The organism is Pseudomonas sp. BF-R-01 (genome assembly GCF_019946615.1).
GTDB classification, from domain to species: domain Bacteria; phylum Pseudomonadota; class Gammaproteobacteria; order Pseudomonadales; family Pseudomonadaceae; genus Aquipseudomonas; species Aquipseudomonas migulae.
The window spans coordinates 41,027-57,674 of record NZ_JAGYFX010000036.1 but is presented as its reverse complement, the minus strand read 5'-3'; the positions used below and the strand labels follow the sequence as shown (position 1 = coordinate 57,674).

Here is a 16,648-nt window from a genome sequence, read left to right as displayed (position 1 = left end):
CGACCATAGAGCATTGGAACCACCTGATCCCATCCCGAACTCAGCAGTGAAACGATGCATCGCCGATGGTAGTGTGGGGTTTCCCCATGTGAGAGTAGGTCATCGTCAAGATTAAATTCCGAAACCCCAATTGCGAAAGCAGTTGGGGTTTTGTTTTGCCTGGAAAAAAGTACACTCCGGACGAGCACAAATTTGCACAGTTATTTTCGACTCAGGACACTAGAATAGGTCCAACTTTTTCGGAGTCAGTGCCTTTATGTCAGATCCGGTTGACGCCCCCGGGCTGTCAGAATTACCGCTGGACGACTTGGTGGCGTGCCATGAGTGCGACTTGCTGATGCGCAAGCCCAAGCTCGCCCATGGCGAGAAAGCCCTGTGTCCGCGCTGCGGTTACGAGCTCTATGCCCATCGGCACAATGTTGTGCAACGCAGTCTCGCCTTGGTCATCTCCGCGCTGTTGTTGTACATCCCGGCGAACTTTTTACCCATCATGCAGCTCAATCTACTCGGGCAGTCGTCGCAAGATACTGTCTGGAGTGGCGTTGTCGGCCTGTTCGATACCGGAATGCAAGGCGTCTCAGTGATTGTGTTCCTGTGCAGCATGGGGATCCCGTTGCTCAAACTGCTTTGCCAACTGGCCGTGCTGCTGAGCATTCGTTTTGATATCGGCCGTAGTTACGGTTTGTTGCTCTATCGGATTTATCACCATCTACGCGATTGGGGGATGCTCGAGGTCTACCTCATGGGCGTGCTGGTGGCGATCGTCAAACTGGCAGATATGGCAGCAATCACCATCGGTCTCGGCCTGGCGTGCTTTATCAGTTTGTTGTTGGTCCAGGTCTGGCTGGAGGTCGTGATGTCGCCCCATCAGATCTGGCAGGCTTTATCAGGAGAGGATGCCCATGCGGGCGATTGATGCAGGCATTCTGATTTGCGCCGAATGCCATGAATTGAACAAGCAGGAAGCTGACACCGACGAGCAGGTCTGCACCCGCTGCGGTGCGCTGGTTCACGCCCGCCGCCCCAACAGCCTCGCTCGTACCTGGGCGTTGCTGATCACGGCAGCGATTCTCTACATTCCGGCCAACGTACTGCCGATCATGACGGTCAGTTCCCTCGGTCAGGGCGATCCCAGCACCATCATGTCCGGTGTGATCCAACTGGTTCAACACGGCATGCTTCCCATCGCCGCTGTGGTGTTTATCGCCAGTATCGTGGTGCCCACGTTCAAATTGGTGGGCATCGCTTTGCTGCTGTTTTCAGTGCAGCGCCACCAGCCGCTTTCGGCTCGTCAACGGATCTGGATGTACCGCTTTATCGAGTTTATCGGTCGCTGGTCAATGCTCGATATCTTTGTGATTGCCATCCTGGTGGCGGTTGTGAATTTTGGACGGCTTGCCAGTGTCGAAGCCAATCTTGGCGCCATCGCTTTCGCCAGTGTGGTGATTCTGACGATGCTTGCCGCAGTAACTTTCGATCCCCGACTGATTTGGGATAACACGGAGTCGGACGACGACCATGACTGATTTGCCCACAGCGAAAACCCGACCGGCCTCGAACTGGTCAGCCATTTGGGTGTTACCCCTGATCGCCCTGATCATCGGCGGCTGGCTCGGCTGGCGTGCCTACAACGAGACCGGCATCGAAATTCAGGTGCGTTTCGAAAGCGGTGAAGGCATTCAGGCCAACAAGACCGAAGTGGTCTACAAAGGCATGTCGGTCGGCAAGGTGAAAACCCTCACGCTCGATGATGAAGGCGCCTCCAAAGGAGTGATCGCCACCGTTGAAATGAACAAGGACGTGGAGCAATACCTGCGGACCAGCACACGCTTCTGGCTCGTCAAGCCGAGCGTGACCCTGGCGGGTATCACGGGCCTGGAAACCCTGGTCTCCGGTAACTACGTCGCGATCAGTCCGGGGGAAGGCGAGCCCACACGCCGGTTCAAGGCCCTGGCTGAAGAACCGCCGCTGTCGGATGCCCAGCCCGGGTTGCACCTGACCATCAAGGCTGACCGCCTCGGTTCGTTGAACCGTGGCAGCCCGGTGTTCTACAAGCAGATCAAAGTAGGCCAGATCAAAAGTTACTTGCTGTCCGAAGACCAAAGCACGGTTGAGCTTAAAGTCTTCATCGAGCCCACCTACGCCAAGCTCGTACGCAAACACACGCGTTTCTGGAACGCCAGTGGCATCAGCATCGACGCCAACCTGTCCGGTGTGAAAGTGCGCAGTGAATCCCTGGCCAGCATCGTCGCCGGCGGTATCGCGTTTGCCACGCCGGAAAACCGCAGGGACAGCCCGCCCACCGATCCGAGCCTGCCGTTCCGTCTCTATGAAGACTTCGATGCGGCGGCGGCCGGTATACGGGTCAAGGTCAAACTCAGCGATTTCGAAGGCCTGCAGGCCGGTCGTACGCCGGTAATGTACAAAGGCATTCAGGTCGGCAATCTGAAAGCGTTGAAGATCGATCCCGATCTGTCCGCTGCTACCGCTGAACTGACCCTTGATCCTCTGGCCGAAGATTACCTGGTAGAAGGCACTCAATTCTGGGTGGTCAAACCGTCGATCTCCCTGGCCGGTATCACCGGGCTTGAAGCGCTGGTCAAAGGTAACTACATCGCTGTGCGTCCCGGCGATAAAGGCGCAGCACCACAACGTGAGTTCGTGGCACGGGCCAAGGCGCCGCCGCTGGATTTGCGTTCGCCGGGCCTGCACCTGGTGTTGTTCACCGAAAATCTTGGTTCGCTGGAAGTCGGCAGTCCGATTCTCTACAAGCAGGTCAAGGTCGGTTCGGTCCAGAGCTATCAGTTCTCGCGCAAGAAAAAACAATTGGTGATTGGTGTACACATCGAAAAGGAATACGAAGGGCTGGTTAACGCCTCGACCCGATTCTGGAATGCCAGTGGCATTACGCTCACGGGCGGATTGACTGGCGGAATCCAGGTCAAAAGTGAATCGCTGCAAAGCCTGATGGCCGGCGGTATCGCCTTCGAAACCCCGCTGGCCAAAGCCCCGCTGCAAAAGAAAATCCCGCGTTTCCGTTTGTTCGCCAGCCATGACGAAGCCAACCAGAAAGGCGCCGTGATCACGATCAAGGTCGATCGCGCCGATGGCTTGCGCAGCGGCACTCCGGTGAGATTCAAAGGCCTGGATGTTGGCAAGATTGAAGACGTCGACCTCACGGATGACCTGCAATCGGTGATGCTCACCGCGCGGATCACCGAAGTGCCGGAGCGTATCGCTCGGGCCGGCAGTCAGTTCTGGGTGGTCAAGCCCGAGCTGGGTCTGCTCAAAACGTCGAACCTGGAAACCCTGGTGACCGGTCAATACATCGAAGTGCAGCCGGCAGCGAAAAACCTCGGGCCGCAGAATAACTTCGTAGCGCTGGCCAATCCTCCGGAAACCGCCAAACAGGAAGCCGGGTTAAGTCTGGTTCTCAGCGCCGCTCGCCGCGGTTCGTTGAAAACCGGCGTGCCAGTGACGTATCGCGAAGTCACCGTGGGCAAGGTGACGGGGTATGAACTGGGCCAGACGGCTGACCGTGTGTTGATACACATCCTGATCGAGCCGAAATACGCGCCATTGGTGCGCAGCGGCACACGATTCTGGAACACCAGCGGTTTTGGTTTCGACTACGGCTTGTTCAAGGGGGCGACGGTTCGTACCGAATCGCTGGAGACGCTGATTCAGGGCGGCATCGCATTCGCCACGCCGGATGGGGATCGTATGGGTAACCCGGCACGAGCGGAGCAAACCTTCCCGTTGTTCGACAAGTTTGAAGATGAATGGCTGACCTGGGCGCCGAAGATCTCGCTCGGTAAATAATCTGTTGGCGTCAGGGATGACGCCTTCGCGGGCAAGCCTCGCTCCTACAGATCAGCACCGAACCTGTAGGAGCGAGGCTTGCCCGCGAAGAGGTCCGGATAGCCAACACATAACCACCAGACAAAAAAAGGCCGCGATTGGATCGCGGCCTTTTTTATTGCCTTCGATTAATGCAAATCAGACCGCATCCAGCTCCGGTTCATCCGCTTCAACATTAACCACAGCCTTCACCTCATCGTGACGACGGATGTACTTCCAGTCCGCCTCATCGATGTAGATCCCGTTCGGCCCGCTACCGCCTTCCAGGTCAATCGCCACACTGGCGCAGACCTGCGGCTTCACACTCGCCAGAATCGGCACGAAGCCCAGTTGCAGACTGGTTTCCAGCAACGCTGCCTGGTTTTTCTCGTCGATGTCCGCCGCTTCGTCGAGGTAGTACGGCAGGCGCACGCGACCGGCCTGGTCGCGGTCCATCAAGTGCAGCAACAAGTACATGTTGGTCAGCGCCTTGATGGTCATCGTCGTGCCGTTGGACGCGGCGCCGTCGATGTCGGTGTGGATCACCGGTTGGCCATTGACCTTGGTGATCTCGAACGCCAGTTCGAACAAGTCCTTGAGACCAAGCTGGTTGTGGTTTGCCGCTACCAGGCGCGCCAGGTATTCCTTGGCTTCCTCGTTCTTGTTGTCCTGATCGGCGCTTTGGCTCAGGTCGAACACGGAGAGGGTTTCGCCTTCTTCGTACTGACCGGCGCTGTGGATGATCTGGTCGATGTGCTTGAGCGCTTCCTTGTTCGGCGCAAGCACGATGCGGAAGCTCTGCAGGTTGGAGACCTGACGCTTGTTGATCTCGCGGTTGAACAGCGCCAGTTGGTGCTCAAGGCTGTCGTAGTCGCTGCGGATGTTACGCAGGGTCCGGGCGATGTCGGTAACCGCGGCGCGGCGTGCCTTGCCGAGGGTCAGAGCTTCGTCGGTGCGGTGCGCATACGCGTTGATCAGCAGTTGCAGGCGACGCTCCATATCGTCTTCGCTGTCGAACTTGGCCACGCCTTTGAGGCGTACCTGAGCGTACAACGCGTCGATCTGGCCATCGCTGCGCAGCAAGCCCTGCCAGCTATCCTGATAGTCGTTGAGCAGCGGCAACAGGTTGTCCATGGAATCGTCGATCGGGTCCATGAACGGCGTGCCGAACGGCAGGTCTGCCGGCAACAACTGACGGCGGCGCAGGGCGTCGTCGAGGGTACGTTGCTTGGCTTCCATGTCGCCGATCTGCCGGCCGACCAGTTGCAGCTTGGCCGACAGTTGCTGGACGCGTTCGGTGAAGGCGTCGCTGGAACGCTTCAGTTCTTCCTGCGCCGCTTCCATCTGCGCCAGTTGCTCAAGCTTGTCGTCTTCCTCGGCGCTCAGGGTTTGCGCGCGACGGAAATCTTCCAGAGCTTTCTGCGCGTCCAGCACTTGCTGGTACAGCGCTTCGGTCTGGGTCTTGCTCGCTGCGCGGTCGGCGACCACGGCAGCCTGGGTTTTCAGTTGCTTGAGTTCTTTTTCCAGGCGGTCTTTCTGATCGCGCAACGCGGCGCGGTCCGCCAGGGCCTGCAACGCCGGAGGTTCAATGTGCGAGATGTCGATGGACAGGCCCGGCACTTCGAAGCGCTCGCCTTTGAAGCCGTCGAGGATCAGCTCCATGGATTTGACCCACTGACCGTCCTCGTCCAGCGTGATGCCATGCTCGCCCAACGGCAGGCTGAACAGCGCGCTGTTGAACAGGCGCATCAGGCGCTCGACATCCTGTTGCGAGAACTCTTCACGCAGGCGGGCATAGCTGTTGTTGTCGGCGTGATCGAGTTGCTGTTTCACCGACTTCAGGCGTTTTTCCAGATCGCGCAGACGCTCTTCCAGGTCTTCGGCAGAGAACTGCCGCGACTGCGCCAGCGCACCGGCCAGTTCATCGTGCGCGTCCTTGGCCGCGAGCAATTGCTGCTCCAGGACCTTGACGTCAGTCACCAACGCGAAGCGATGCTTGAGCACCGACAACTCGCCGAGCCAGCGCTGGATACCGGTGATTTCCCGCTCCAGACGCATCAGCTCCTGCGTGCCGCCGCGCTGATCGTTTTGCAGCGCGTCCTGCTCGTTGCGGTAATGTTCGGCCTGAATCGTCAATTCTTCTTTGCGCGCACTGGCATAGTCCGACCAGGTGCCGAGCAAGGAATCGAGCAGCGGCGAGATCCGGTGCAGCTTGCCGCGCAGAATATTGCGCTGGGCAACGCCTGCGGCCAGCGCTTCAACCAGCGGGCCGGCGGTGACCAGCGAGTTGTAGTCCTGCTCCATGCGTCGTACATCGCGGAAGGCTTCTTCGCACGCAGCGATGTAATCGACGCTGCCGGAACGCAGGCTGTGTTCGAAAGCATCGAGGAACAATTGCTTGAGCTTGGCCGCGGTGATTTCGCGCATGTGCAGCAGGTTGATGAACAGCGCGCGGAAGGTCTTCAGGCTCTGCTCGCTGGTGGAGCGCAGCGGAATCAGGGTCAGGTCCAGCGGAATCGAGGTGTGGCCGCCGACCAGCAAACGACGCAGTTCATCCGGCTTGAGTTCGTAGGCTTTCAGGCCTTCGCGCTCAAGGTTGGTGAACAGCTCTTTCTGACGCAGGCAGGTGTCGTTTTTCTGGTAGTGGGCCAGGTCGAGTTTGCCGGCGTAGGCAAAGAACTGGTGACCGAAACCACCGCCCGGGCCGCGACCGACCACGCCGATCACGTGCGGACCGTGGGGCAGCGAGACTTCCACCAGGATGTAACTGGTGTCCGAGGCGAAGTAGAAACGCCGGGATTGTTCCAGGCTGTACTTGCCGAAACTCATGTCCGACATGCGCGCCAGAATCGGGAACTGCAACGCGTTGATCGACGCGGATTTACCGAGGTTGTTCGCGCCGTAGACCGACAACGGTTCTTCCAGCGGAAACAGGCCGAGGCTGTAACCGGCGGTGTTCAAAAGGGCAAAGCGGCGAATGCCGTAGCGTTCCTTGCTCATGCGTCGGTCTCCTGTTCTTCGGCAATGGCGCGGGCCAGAGCGTCTTCTTCGCTTTCTTCAGCGAAGTCACTGAGGTCCAGCGGGTCATCGGTTTGCAGCAGTTTTTCGTCGCTGTCGTCGTCGATCAGTACCGGAACCGGCAGCGGCAGCACGCTGTGCAGGCTGGCGGCCAGGTCACGGTCCTGTTGAACCGACAGACAGACGTCGAGGAAGCGGTGCATCGGCGGCAGGAAACGGTAGACACCGTTTTCTTCGCCGGCGAACCCGAGCTGTGTCATGCGGCGCATGATTTTTTCTTCGAGTTCTTCGACGGTCTGCACTTCGGCCTGGATGAACAGGTCGCGGTACTTTTCCAGCAACGATGGCAATTCATCGCGACCGAGGCTGCCGCCATCGAGCACGGCAATCGGGTCACGGCCCTGATCGGCCAGATGCTCGACGAGGATGAAGGTGAAAAGCGCCAGACGCTGCGCGGTCTTGTTCACCGCCGCAGCGGCGAGGTCCGGCACAAAGTAGTAGAAACCGCGGGTGTCGCAAACCAGTTCAAAACCCAGTGCCTTGAACAGCGTGCGGTACTGGTCCTGGAAGTTCGACAGTTGCGCGTACAGCTCCGGGTCGCGGCGGCTGACGTGGTAGCCCTTGAACAGCTCGCGAAAGATCGGTGCCAGCTGGGACAGTTCGGATAGATCAAGATGCATGTGGAATGCTCGCAGAATCCTCGGCGGCGGTGTCGCTGGCCGAGAGCAGGGCGAAGGAGCGCAGGCTGACCTGGTGCTCATGAGTGTGGTAATCGCGGCGTTCCAGACGCTCGCGTTTGAAGCGTTTTTCCCGCGACAGGCGCGAGAACCAGTACAGCAATTCGTCGGTGGCGCCGTTCGGTTCCTGTTCCAGCAGCCAGGTCATCAGGTCTGGCATCGGCAGGGCATCTTCGCAGCGTTCAAGCATTTCGCGAACGGTACGTGGTGCGCGTGGCGCTTCGCCTTTCTGGGTCTTGTGGGCCTTGGGGAACCGCGCCGGTTTCGGCTCGAAACGGGCCAGCGCGTAGACGTAGGCTTCGACCTGACTGGCGCTGCCGAGGAAGGTGCTTTGCGGCCGGGTGAACATCGGCATCGCCGCTTGTGGCACCGCATCGATGCCTTTGCGACGGATGGCCGACAAGGCCAGCGCTGCGCCACGGGTTACGGTGTTGTGCCGACGGGCTTCTTCACGCAGCGGCAGTAGCAGTTCGCGAGCATGACGCAGCGTCAATTGAGCGCTGGTCTGCATTTCAAGGATGCGCGCGTGGGTGCGCAGCAGCATGTCGTCATCGACCAGGTGGCCGAGGCGTTGCTGCTCGGTGAGCATCTTCAACAGGACATTTTCGACTTTGCGCACGCCTTGTTCGAAGGCGCCGTCGGCGTTCACCAACTGAATCATCGGCTCGACGTATTCGTCCCAGGTCGCCAGCACTTCGGCGTAACGCTGACGCAGCGGAATCTGTCGGTCGCTGGTCTTGGCGCGTTCGGCGACGGCCACCAGGGCCTGTTCGTCGTTGGCGAGTTTCTTCAGTACATCGCGCACACGCATGTCGAGCAGGCGCAATTGGCGCGCCAGGTCGTGGCCGTCGCGGATGTCGAAGGCATCCTGAATGTAACCGGCCAGGCGTTCGAGGTGGCGCAAATAGGCTTCGATTTCCAGGCACAGGCCCAGACGGTGCTCACGGCGCAGGTAAGCGAGGAAGTCGTGGATCTGCGCGTTGAGCTCGAAACGGTTCGGGCTTTTCGCCACGGGAACCAGAATGTCGAGGCGGATCCACACGTCCAGCAGGCTGGTGATGTCCTGCGGCGTACTGTCGAGTTGCTGGGCGGCCAGTTGCGTGCGCAGTTCGTTGAGGCTCAGTGTGCCTTGGTCGAAGTGCTCGCACAGTGGCTCCAGAAGTGCCCAGTGTTCAGCGAGGGCGCGCAAGACGCGCTTGGGTTCGATCATCGGAATGGCCGGCTGGTTGGCGATTAAAAGCCGCGATTGTACTGCATCGGGACCGATGCGATTCACTCTCGGGACGGGCTGTAGCTGTTTCTAAGGGAAAGAGTATCGATCAAGCGCGGGCGATCTTGAGCGAAGGGCGGTAGAATCAGCGCACTTTAGTTATCCACAAGTGGCCGACCTTTGCTAATCGAGTCCCGTCGCCGCGCTTATTTGACCGCCATGCAGGTGGTCAACTGGCTGCCGCGTACCGAATTGCCCTTTGCCGCGCCCTCGCGGCCCGAGCTGCTGGAAATGCCGGAGCCGTTGGTCGTCGCCCCGGTGGCGCTGGCTCCAGTGGCCGATGCGCCTGCGGAACCTGTGGTCAAACCGGCCGAACGGGTAAAAATCGAGGTGCCGCGGCCATCGTTGGCCAGCACGCGCACCAACGCCAAGGTCGAAGAAGAAGAGGCACCGGTCGCGGTCAAGGCGCCGGTCGTGCCGCCACCGCGTTTCGCCCTGCAATTGCTGCGTGCCGGTCGTTGCCTGCTGTTGGTGGAGTTACCCACAGGCGAAACCTTCCAGACCCGCGATCCCGCCTATCTGCTGCTCAAGGACATGCTGCGTGCCGCCGGTCTGCCGGACAGCCCGCAAATTGTCGGCGAACCGGTGCGCTGGCCATTGTTGGTTCGCGGCACCATGGATCAAGGCCCGGAAGCGGCTCGTGACTTCGTACAAGGTTTTCTCTCGGCTCGGCTGGAAGACGCACCGTGCGTCTGCGTGTGGCTGATCGGCCTGCCGGCGGTGCGTTTTGCCGGCGAGGCCAACGCCGAATCCTTCAATCGTGAACTTCAGGTCGAAGGCCTGGGCGCGGTCTGGGCCCTGCCGGGCCTGGAATTATTAATGGAAGAGCCACAGCGTAAGGCTGATGTCTGGCAAGCCATGCGTCGGCTGATGGCGCGCTGGAAAGAATCGAATGAGTGACGCTGTATCGTTTCGCCCGATGACCGAGGCGGACTTGGACGCTGTCCTGAAAATTGAATTTGCGGCGTACAGCCATCCCTGGACCCGCGGGATTTTTCTCGATGGGCTGGGCAAGTACCAGATCTGGCTGATGTTCGAAGGTTCGCAGCAGGTCGGGCACGGTGTGGTGCAGATCATTCTGGATGAAGCGCACCTGCTGAACATCACCGTCAAACCGGAAAATCAGGGCCGTGGCCTGGGTTTGACGCTGCTGGAGCACCTGATGTCGATTGCCTACAAGGCTGAGGCGCGGGAATGTTTTCTGGAAGTGCGCGACAGCAATCGCTCGGCGTTCCGGTTGTATGAGCGGTACGGGTTCAACGAGATTGGCCGGCGTCGGGATTATTATCCGGCGGTGGGTGGGCGCGAAGATGCGGTGGTCATGGCCTGCACCCTGGTGGATTGAGCCTTAAAAGCTTCGCGGGCAAGCCTCGCTCCTACAGGGAATTGCATTGCAAACGTAGGAGCGAGCGGGCGGCGATCCGACTTGCCCGCGAAGGCGTCCTCATTGACACCCACGATCACCGATTCCCATCCAGCGGATCCAGCCGCGCCAGTTCTTCTTCATCCAACCCATTACCCCCGCCGATGTCATCTTCATCGACGATGCTCAAATCCCAATCGGCCCGGTAATCGTCACCGGCTTCATGCGCATCCCGCGCACCGTCTTCACGGATCAACGTTTCCGGGCTCAAGTCATCATCGGTGGATTCATGATCAGCGGTCGAGGCGCCGGTCATGCCGGCTTCACGCACGCGCGCGCGCGGTATCAGTCGCTCGCGTTCCGTTTGCGTCAGTTCGTCGCCGATTTTCGCGCTGGGTTCTTCCTCCTCGAAATCCAGCTCCTGCAGCGAACCCATGCGGTCTTCGTTGTCGTCGATGGGCTCGGGTTGCGCCGCATCGTACGGACGTCGTGAATCATTCATGGTAATTCCTCATACTGTGAGCCTTACTACGGTAGACCCACTGGGCTGCCCGGAATTCCGCCGGCAGGGAACACCGGTAATATGCCTCATCGGCAATCTGCATCTTGCGCGTGACCCCGACGGGCGGTTGTCTGTCAAAGCAGCGCATCATTCTCGAGGCTTCATTGCATGAACGACTTACAAGATCTGATTGATAACAACGAGCGCTGGGCTGACGCGATCACCAAAGAAGATCCTGATTTCTTCGCCAAACTGGCGCGTCAGCAAACGCCGGAATTCCTCTGGATCGGCTGCTCCGACGCCCGCGTACCGGCGAACGAGATTGTCGGCATGCTGCCCGGTGACCTGTTCGTCCACCGCAACGTGGCCAACGTGGTGCTGCACACAGACCTCAACTGCCTATCGGTGATTCAGTACGCGGTGGACGTGCTCAAGGTCAAACACATCCTCGTTACCGGCCACTATGGCTGCGGCGGTGTGCGTGCTTCGATGCAGGATCGCCAGTTCGGCTTGATCGATGGCTGGCTGCGGTCGATTCGTGACCTTTACTACGAAAAGCGCGAAGAACTCTCCAAACTGCCGACCGAAGAAGAGCGGGTCGATCGCCTCTGCGAACTCAACGTGATCCAGCAAGTGGCCAACGTCGGGCATACCAGCATTGTGCAAAACGCCTGGCACCGCGGGCAGAAACTGTCGATTCACGGCTGCATCTACGGCATCAAGGACGGTCGGTGGAAGAGTCTGAATGCCACCATCAGTGGTTTCGAGCAGTTGCCGCCGCAGTACCGCCTGCGTCCATTCGAGCCGCTGTAAAAGCCCCCGGCGTCATCGGCGCCAGTTCTGGAAGAACAACTGGCCATCGGCATTCGGCGATTCGTCGTAGCCGGTGATCCAGCCACGGCAGCAAGTACAACCACAGCGGCAGGCAAACTGCCGCTGCAGCCTGTCTTCCGTCGTGGCGAAATCCATCGTCAGCCGATCACCTTTTCTGATGTCCTTCAGCGCCCATAACCACAGTTCACTCATGTCGAGAAAGGCGTTGGGGTCGCAGGCGTGGTTAAGCAATCCGCAGAAGCGCGGGTCATAGACATGAATGCCCGGCGCCATTTGCCGAGTGCGTCGGCAGCGATAGGGCAGCAAATGCCCGGAAATACGGCAGATTCGGCTGAGCCGAGGGAATTCGCGCAAAGCGGCGACAGCGATCGGCTCTCCCTGAGCATTGTTGATGATTTGAAAGTCTTCCGTGGTAGGGAATCCCAGTCGAGGGGGCAATTCCATAAACGGATAGATGCCATTGAATGGCGGTGAGGTGATTCCTTGCTCAGCGTGGGGTTTCATCACAATCCTTGTCGGCGGGGCGCTGCGACCTCCGTCAGCTGACATCCTGTCAGCCCTGCAGCACATGGGTACGCCTCAAGACTCTCGCAAAAAAAACCACCGGTCTACTGTCATAACTGACAGAGGAAAAGCGCGCGTTCCCACGTCAGCCAAGGCTCACGCAGGAACGCCGTTCAGTTTTTTACAGATGCGTAGCAGGCACTGCGGTCGCAGGCGTGGGGACCTTGAGCTGTTTGAGTTGAGCCTTGATCGGCGTCGTCGCGCATTTGGCCGTGGCTTGCCCAGGCGTCAGGTTACGGATCGAGGTGTAGAACAGTTCGCAAGTTTTAACTGCCTGGGCCACTTGCCAGGTCTGGGTGCAACTTCTCAGCTCAATGTCTGGATTGCTGTCGAGGTCGCGGCCCATGGCGGCCTGCCAGCATGCGGCACTCAAGTCCTGGCCCATGACTTTCAGGCCCGCCGCGTCGGCCTGGGCCTGGGCATCTTTACCGGTGTAGCTGTCCGGGTCGGCGGCGTACCAGATGTAGCTCGGGTGGTTGGAACCCAGCACCGGCACTTTCACCCCTTCTTTCGGACTGATGGTTGCCAGGCCCAGCACGTTTACGGTCGGCCCGTATTGCTGCTTGATCCAGTTACGCACCGGCGCACCGAACGCGACCATCGGCAACGTGGCACCGCTGGCGTTCTGGCTGACTTCCTTGACCATGGTGGTCTGGTAGTCCTTGAAGTAGTCGTAAACGCCTTCCAGATCTTTGCCGGCGTTGGAGGGCGCGGCGATCGGCGCGATGTCGATGATGGTCTGGAAAGCCGGTGTCTGATCGGCAGGGATGCCGTTGATCGTCAGCAGCGTGGCCCAGCGATCGGTGGTCTTGGACTCCAGATAGTCCTGGGCCTGAGTCAGCGAGTAATCCGGCGGGAAGTGCAGCAGCTCGACACTTCTGCGGTTCTCCAGGGCCATGCCCAGCGGCAGGAACAAGTACCAGCTGTAAGCCCACTTGCCGTCGGCATTCAGCTTGCTGGCGCCGGTATAAGCCAGATCGCCGGCATCGAGCAGCGCTGCCAACGGCTTTTCATAGCCTTTGGGCACACCGGTGATTGCGGCATAGAGCTGATTGTTATCGGTTTTGACCTGCACCTTCGCATCGCTGTAACCATCACGCTGCACGCTCTGCGTCAGGTAATGCTCGACGGTTTGCTCCAGCGTCCAGTTGCGAAAGCAGATCACGTTGCAATTGTTGGGGTAAGCGAACAGCCGGGTGACGCGCTCGGTGCTGCCCAGCTTCAGATCGGCATCCGCCTGGGCGGCGGTGCTCAGGGTCAGGGCGGCAAGGGTGAGTGCTGCGAGTTTGAACATGCTCAGATCCTTTTCAGCGTGTGGGCCCTCGAGAACGGGCGAAGACATACTGAAACAGAAGAGGCCGAACGAGAAGTAGGGGCCGATAGAAATATCGGCCCCTTTTTGCATTACGGCATCACCGGCGCCGTATACGTCAGTGTCGTCCCCAGCGCCCACAGCAGAAACAGCACCAGCGGCGTGTGCACCAGCAGTTGCACGAACGAAAACCCGATCAAGTCCCGCGCCTTCAAACCCAGCACACCCAGCAGCGGCAGCATGTAGAACGGGTTGATCAGGTTCGGCAGGGCTTCGGCGGCGTTGTAGATCTGCACGGCCCAGCCCAGGTGGTAGTTCAGGTCGGTGGCCACTTGCATCACGTACGGCGCTTCGATGATCCACTTGCCGCCGCCCGACGGGATGAAGAACCCGAGGATCGCCGAGTACACGCCCATCAGCAGCGCGTAGGTGTCGTGGGACGCGATTTGTACGAAAAAGGTCGAGATGTGGTGCGCCAGGGTCTGCGCGTCAGTGCCTTTGACCGTGGTCATCAGCGCGGCGATCGAGCCGTACAACGGGAACTGGATCAGCACGCCGGTGGTGGTCGGCACCGCGCGGGACACCGCATCGAGGAAGCTGCGCGGGCGCCAGTGCAGCAAGGCACCGAGCATGATGAACAGGAAGTTGTAGGTGTTCAGCCCGGAAATCGCACTGATCGCCGGTTTGGTCGAGAACTCGTGGAACAGCCACCCGGCCGCCAGCAGCACCAGCAGAATCGTCAGCAGCGGGCTGTGTTCCAGCCATTCGCCGGGGCGAGTGCGCGGTTGCAGCGGCGGCAGGTTGAAGCTCGGGTCGATGCCGCAGGCCTTGGCATCGCGGGCCGAGTTCGGGCCTGGGGCGGTGGCGTAGGCAATGATCAGCGAGATCACGATCAGCGCCAGCAACATGACGCCGGACTGCCAGAGAAAGATGGTTTGCGTGAACGGAATCACCCCGGTGATCGACAGAATCGATGGCGGCAAACTGGCCGGGTTGGCCTGTAACTGCGCGGCGGACGACGAGAGGCCCAGGGCCCACACCGCGCCAAGGCCCAGGTAGGCGGCAGCACCGGCGGCGCGATAATCCATTTTCAGGTCGACGCGGCGGGCTAGGGCGCGCACCAACAAGCCGCCGAACACCAGCGACAAGCCCCAGTTCAGCAGCGACGCGACCATGGAAATCAGCGCCACCCCCGCCACGGCGGAGCGGCCGTTCTTGGGGATGCGCGCCAGACGGTCGATCAGCTTGACGGCGGGCGGCGAGCTGGCGACTACATAACCACCGATTACCACGAACGCCATCTGCATGGTGAACGGGATCAGGCTCCAGAACCCGTCACCGAAGGCCATCGCGGCGTCGGTGGGTTTGGCGCCCATGAACAGGGTGGCCACGGCGACGATGATCACCGCCAGCGCAGCAAACACCCAGGAATCAGGAAACCAGCGTTCGGCAAAACTTGAACAGCGCAGGGCAAAACGGGCGGAGCGGGTATCTTCGATATCAGCGGCCACGGGAGTACCTCGAATTTTTATGATTGTTGTGGTCTTCAGGGCTGCAAAGGCCTAACGCCGTTTTTATTGTGGGAGCGAGCCTGCTCGCGATGGTCGTAAACGATGACGCGTGTTTACTGATTAAACGCGTCGTTCTCGAGTCCATCGCGAGCAGGCTCGCTCTTACAGTTTTTGATCGGCACTGGCTGCAACGCCCGTCTGGACAGGCGCCAACAGTAAATCAATCGGTCAGGATTTGTGACGAAGTTTTACCGATACGGGACTATGGTCTAACGGGTTGTCCGCTGGCGCGTTTGCGTAGACCATGGGCGCCTTGGTTTTTTGCCCATGCCAGAGTTCTTTTGATGACTGCCCTTAACGATTCGCGCCCGGCACCGTTCAGCCGTTCGGACTACAAGACCCTCGGCCTTGCGGCCCTCGGCGGCGCGCTGGAAATCTACGATTTCATCATCTTCGTGTTTTTCGCCCTGACCCTCAGTCAGCTGTTCTTCCCGCCGGAAATGCCTGAGTGGCTGCGCCTGCTGCAAAGTTTCGGGATTTTTGTCACCGGTTACCTGGCGCGGCCGTTGGGCGGGATTCTGATGGCGCATTTCGCCGACCGGCTGGGGCGCAAGAAAGTCTTCAGCCTGAGCATTCTGATGATGGCGCTGCCGTGCCTGCTGATCGGCATCATGCCGACCTACGCCCAGATCGGTTATTTCGCACCCTTGCTGCTGTTGGTCCTGCGGGTGTTGCAAGGCGCGGCGGTGGGCGGGGAGGTGCCGAGCGCCTGGGTGTTCGTCGCCGAGCACGCGCCGGCCGGGCATCGCGGTTATGCACTGGGTTTCCTTCAGGCCGGGTTGACCTTTGGCTACTTGATCGGCGCGCTGACAGCGACCTTTCTGGCACAGGCGTTCACCCCGGCGGAGATCCTCGATTTCGCATGGCGTTACCCGTTCCTGCTGGGTGGCGTATTTGGCGTGATTGGCGTCTGGCTGCGCCGCTGGCTCAATGAAACCCCGGTGTTCATGGCGATGCAGGCGAAGCGTGATGCCGCCGTCGAACTGCCACTGCGCACGGTTCTGCGTGAGCATCGCCTGGCCATTTTGCCGGCGATGATCCTCACCTGCGTGCTGACTTCAGCCGTGGTGGTGTTTGTGGTCATCACCCCGACTATGATGCAGAAAACCTTCGGCATGACCGCCAGCCACACCTTCGGCCTGAGCGCATTGGGCATCGTGTTCCTGAACATCGGCTGCGTGCTCGCCGGATTGCTCGTCGACCGTATCGGCGCCTGGCGCACCGTGATGCTGTACAGCCTGCTGCTGCCGCTGGGCATCGGCGTGCTTTATACCTGCCTGATCATCGGCGGCAACTGGATCGGTCTGGCGTACGCGATTGCCGGCCTGAGTTGTGGCGTGGTCGGCGCGGTGCCGTCGGTGATGGTCAGCCTGTTCCCGGCGCGGATTCGCGTCTCGGGGATTTCCTTCACGTACAACATTGCCTACGCCGCGTGGGCGAGTATCACGCCGCTGTTGCTGATCGGTCTGATGCCGTGGAGCCCTTGGATCTGCGTGATTTTCTGCGCGGTGATGGGCGCGGTGGGCGTGAGCAGCGCGCTGTATTTCGGCGCGCGTACGCCGAGCACAGGCAATTGCCCGGCGGCTGGCGCCATCTGATTGAAGGTGGCGCTGCGTCCAAGACAACTATTTTTGTAG

Annotated in this window: 14 protein-coding genes and 1 rRNA gene; 8 read left to right on the top strand and 7 right to left on the bottom strand. The window is 59.9% G+C overall.

What is annotated here, in order from left to right; all coding sequences use genetic code 11:
- The 4 genes from rrf to KGB27_RS15560 all read left to right on the top strand — a co-directional run.
- Nucleotides 1–111: ribosomal RNA gene (gene rrf, locus KGB27_RS15575) — 5S ribosomal RNA — on the top strand; the annotation flags it as partial.
- 145 nt (nucleotides 112–256) lie between these two features.
- Nucleotides 257–916: a paraquat-inducible protein A gene (locus KGB27_RS15570; RefSeq protein WP_008037175.1), complete on the top strand. Its 660-nt coding sequence runs from the start codon at nucleotides 257–259 to the stop codon at nucleotides 914–916.
- Entirely contained in the window at nucleotides 903–1,526 is a 624-nt protein-coding gene (locus tag KGB27_RS15565) for a paraquat-inducible protein A (RefSeq protein WP_192228931.1), read from the top strand. Before KGB27_RS15570 ends, KGB27_RS15565 begins: the two co-directional genes overlap by 14 nt.
- A complete protein-coding gene (locus KGB27_RS15560) occupies nucleotides 1,519–3,822 on the top strand; it encodes an intermembrane transport protein PqiB (RefSeq protein ID WP_223436721.1) in 2,304 nt (767 codons plus the stop codon). The genes KGB27_RS15565 and KGB27_RS15560 overlap by 8 nt, the downstream gene beginning before the upstream one ends.
- A gap of 177 nt (nucleotides 3,823–3,999) precedes the next feature.
- Here KGB27_RS15560 and mksF read toward each other — a convergent pair whose 3' ends face one another.
- From mksF to mksB, 3 genes are read right to left on the bottom strand one after another with little or no spacing between them, the layout of a single operon-like run.
- Nucleotides 4,000–6,840 (bottom strand): Mks condensin complex protein MksF, encoded by a 2,841-nt coding sequence (gene mksF, locus KGB27_RS15555; protein WP_008037179.1) that lies wholly within the window; start codon nucleotides 6,838–6,840, stop codon nucleotides 4,000–4,002.
- A complete protein-coding gene (gene mksE, locus KGB27_RS15550) occupies nucleotides 6,837–7,538 on the bottom strand; it encodes an Mks condensin complex protein MksE (protein ID WP_008025812.1) in 702 nt (233 codons plus the stop codon). The genes mksF and mksE overlap by 4 nt, the downstream gene beginning before the upstream one ends.
- Nucleotides 7,528–8,805, bottom strand: a complete 1,278-nt coding sequence (mksB, locus tag KGB27_RS15545) for an Mks condensin complex protein MksB (protein WP_223555195.1) — start codon at nucleotides 8,803–8,805, stop codon at nucleotides 7,528–7,530. Before mksB ends, mksE begins: the two co-directional genes overlap by 11 nt.
- Before the next feature lie 219 nt (nucleotides 8,806–9,024).
- On the opposite strand from mksB, the gene KGB27_RS15540 reads away from it, so the two are divergent.
- Both KGB27_RS15540 and rimI read left to right on the top strand, forming a co-directional pair.
- Nucleotides 9,025–9,765 carry a hypothetical protein gene (locus tag KGB27_RS15540; RefSeq protein ID WP_008037180.1) on the top strand — a complete coding sequence of 247 codons (741 nt, stop codon included), beginning with the start codon at nucleotides 9,025–9,027 and terminating at the stop codon, nucleotides 9,763–9,765.
- Nucleotides 9,758–10,210 (top strand): ribosomal protein S18-alanine N-acetyltransferase, encoded by a 453-nt coding sequence (rimI, locus tag KGB27_RS15535; RefSeq protein WP_008025817.1) that lies wholly within the window; start codon nucleotides 9,758–9,760, stop codon nucleotides 10,208–10,210. The genes KGB27_RS15540 and rimI overlap by 8 nt, the downstream gene beginning before the upstream one ends.
- A 115-nt stretch (nucleotides 10,211–10,325) precedes the next feature.
- Here the strand turns inward: rimI and KGB27_RS15530 are convergent, their stop codons facing one another.
- Nucleotides 10,326–10,730 (bottom strand): serine kinase/phosphatase, encoded by a 405-nt coding sequence (locus tag KGB27_RS15530; RefSeq protein WP_192228933.1) that lies wholly within the window; start codon nucleotides 10,728–10,730, stop codon nucleotides 10,326–10,328.
- Between the two features lie 168 nt (nucleotides 10,731–10,898).
- Here KGB27_RS15530 and can point away from each other — a divergent pair, with 168 nt between their 5' ends.
- A complete protein-coding gene (gene can / locus KGB27_RS15525; protein WP_008025819.1) occupies nucleotides 10,899–11,543 on the top strand; it encodes a carbonate dehydratase in 645 nt (214 codons plus the stop codon).
- A gap of 12 nt (nucleotides 11,544–11,555) precedes the next feature.
- Here can and KGB27_RS15520 read toward each other — a convergent pair whose 3' ends face one another.
- The 3 genes from KGB27_RS15520 to KGB27_RS15510 all read right to left on the bottom strand — a co-directional run bounded on the left by KGB27_RS15520 (nucleotide 11,556) and on the right by KGB27_RS15510 (nucleotide 14,951).
- Entirely contained in the window at nucleotides 11,556–12,068 is a 513-nt protein-coding gene (locus KGB27_RS15520; protein WP_032832343.1) for an SET domain-containing protein-lysine N-methyltransferase, read from the bottom strand.
- A gap of 181 nt (nucleotides 12,069–12,249) precedes the next feature.
- The gene (locus KGB27_RS15515) at nucleotides 12,250–13,422 is read right to left on the bottom strand and encodes a hypothetical protein (protein ID WP_223555193.1); all 1,173 of its coding nucleotides are present in this window, start codon (nucleotides 13,420–13,422) and stop codon (nucleotides 12,250–12,252) included.
- Between the two features lie 110 nt (nucleotides 13,423–13,532).
- Nucleotides 13,533–14,951 carry a short-chain fatty acid transporter gene (locus KGB27_RS15510; protein WP_223555191.1) on the bottom strand — a complete coding sequence of 473 codons (1,419 nt, stop codon included), beginning with the start codon at nucleotides 14,949–14,951 and terminating at the stop codon, nucleotides 13,533–13,535.
- A gap of 344 nt (nucleotides 14,952–15,295) precedes the next feature.
- On the opposite strand from KGB27_RS15510, the gene KGB27_RS15505 reads away from it, so the two are divergent.
- Complete coding sequence (locus KGB27_RS15505; RefSeq protein ID WP_008037185.1) at nucleotides 15,296–16,609, top strand: MFS transporter; 1,314 nt, start codon at nucleotides 15,296–15,298, stop codon at nucleotides 16,607–16,609.
- Nucleotides 16,610–16,648 lie beyond the last annotated feature (39 nt).

Coding starts and splice junctions, on each gene's coding strand:
- KGB27_RS15570 (WP_008037175.1), top strand. CDS start 257: ATGTCAGATCCGGTTGACGCCCCCGGGCTGTCAGAATTACCGCTGGAC.
- KGB27_RS15565 (WP_192228931.1), top strand. CDS start 903: ATGCGGGCGATTGATGCAGGCATTCTGATTTGCGCCGAATGCCATGAA.
- KGB27_RS15560 (WP_223436721.1), top strand. CDS start 1,519: ATGACTGATTTGCCCACAGCGAAAACCCGACCGGCCTCGAACTGGTCA.
- mksF (WP_008037179.1), bottom strand. CDS start 6,840: ATGAGCAAGGAACGCTACGGCATTCGCCGCTTTGCCCTTTTGAACACC.
- mksE (WP_008025812.1), bottom strand. CDS start 7,538: ATGCATCTTGATCTATCCGAACTGTCCCAGCTGGCACCGATCTTTCGC.
- mksB (WP_223555195.1), bottom strand. CDS start 8,805: ATGATCGAACCCAAGCGCGTCTTGCGCGCCCTCGCTGAACACTGGGCA.
- KGB27_RS15540 (WP_008037180.1), top strand. CDS start 9,025: ATGCAGGTGGTCAACTGGCTGCCGCGTACCGAATTGCCCTTTGCCGCG.
- rimI (WP_008025817.1), top strand. CDS start 9,758: ATGAGTGACGCTGTATCGTTTCGCCCGATGACCGAGGCGGACTTGGAC.
- KGB27_RS15530 (WP_192228933.1), bottom strand. CDS start 10,730: ATGAATGATTCACGACGTCCGTACGATGCGGCGCAACCCGAGCCCATC.
- can (WP_008025819.1), top strand. CDS start 10,899: ATGAACGACTTACAAGATCTGATTGATAACAACGAGCGCTGGGCTGAC.
- KGB27_RS15520 (WP_032832343.1), bottom strand. CDS start 12,068: ATGAAACCCCACGCTGAGCAAGGAATCACCTCACCGCCATTCAATGGC.
- KGB27_RS15515 (WP_223555193.1), bottom strand. CDS start 13,422: ATGTTCAAACTCGCAGCACTCACCCTTGCCGCCCTGACCCTGAGCACC.
- KGB27_RS15505 (WP_008037185.1), top strand. CDS start 15,296: ATGACTGCCCTTAACGATTCGCGCCCGGCACCGTTCAGCCGTTCGGAC.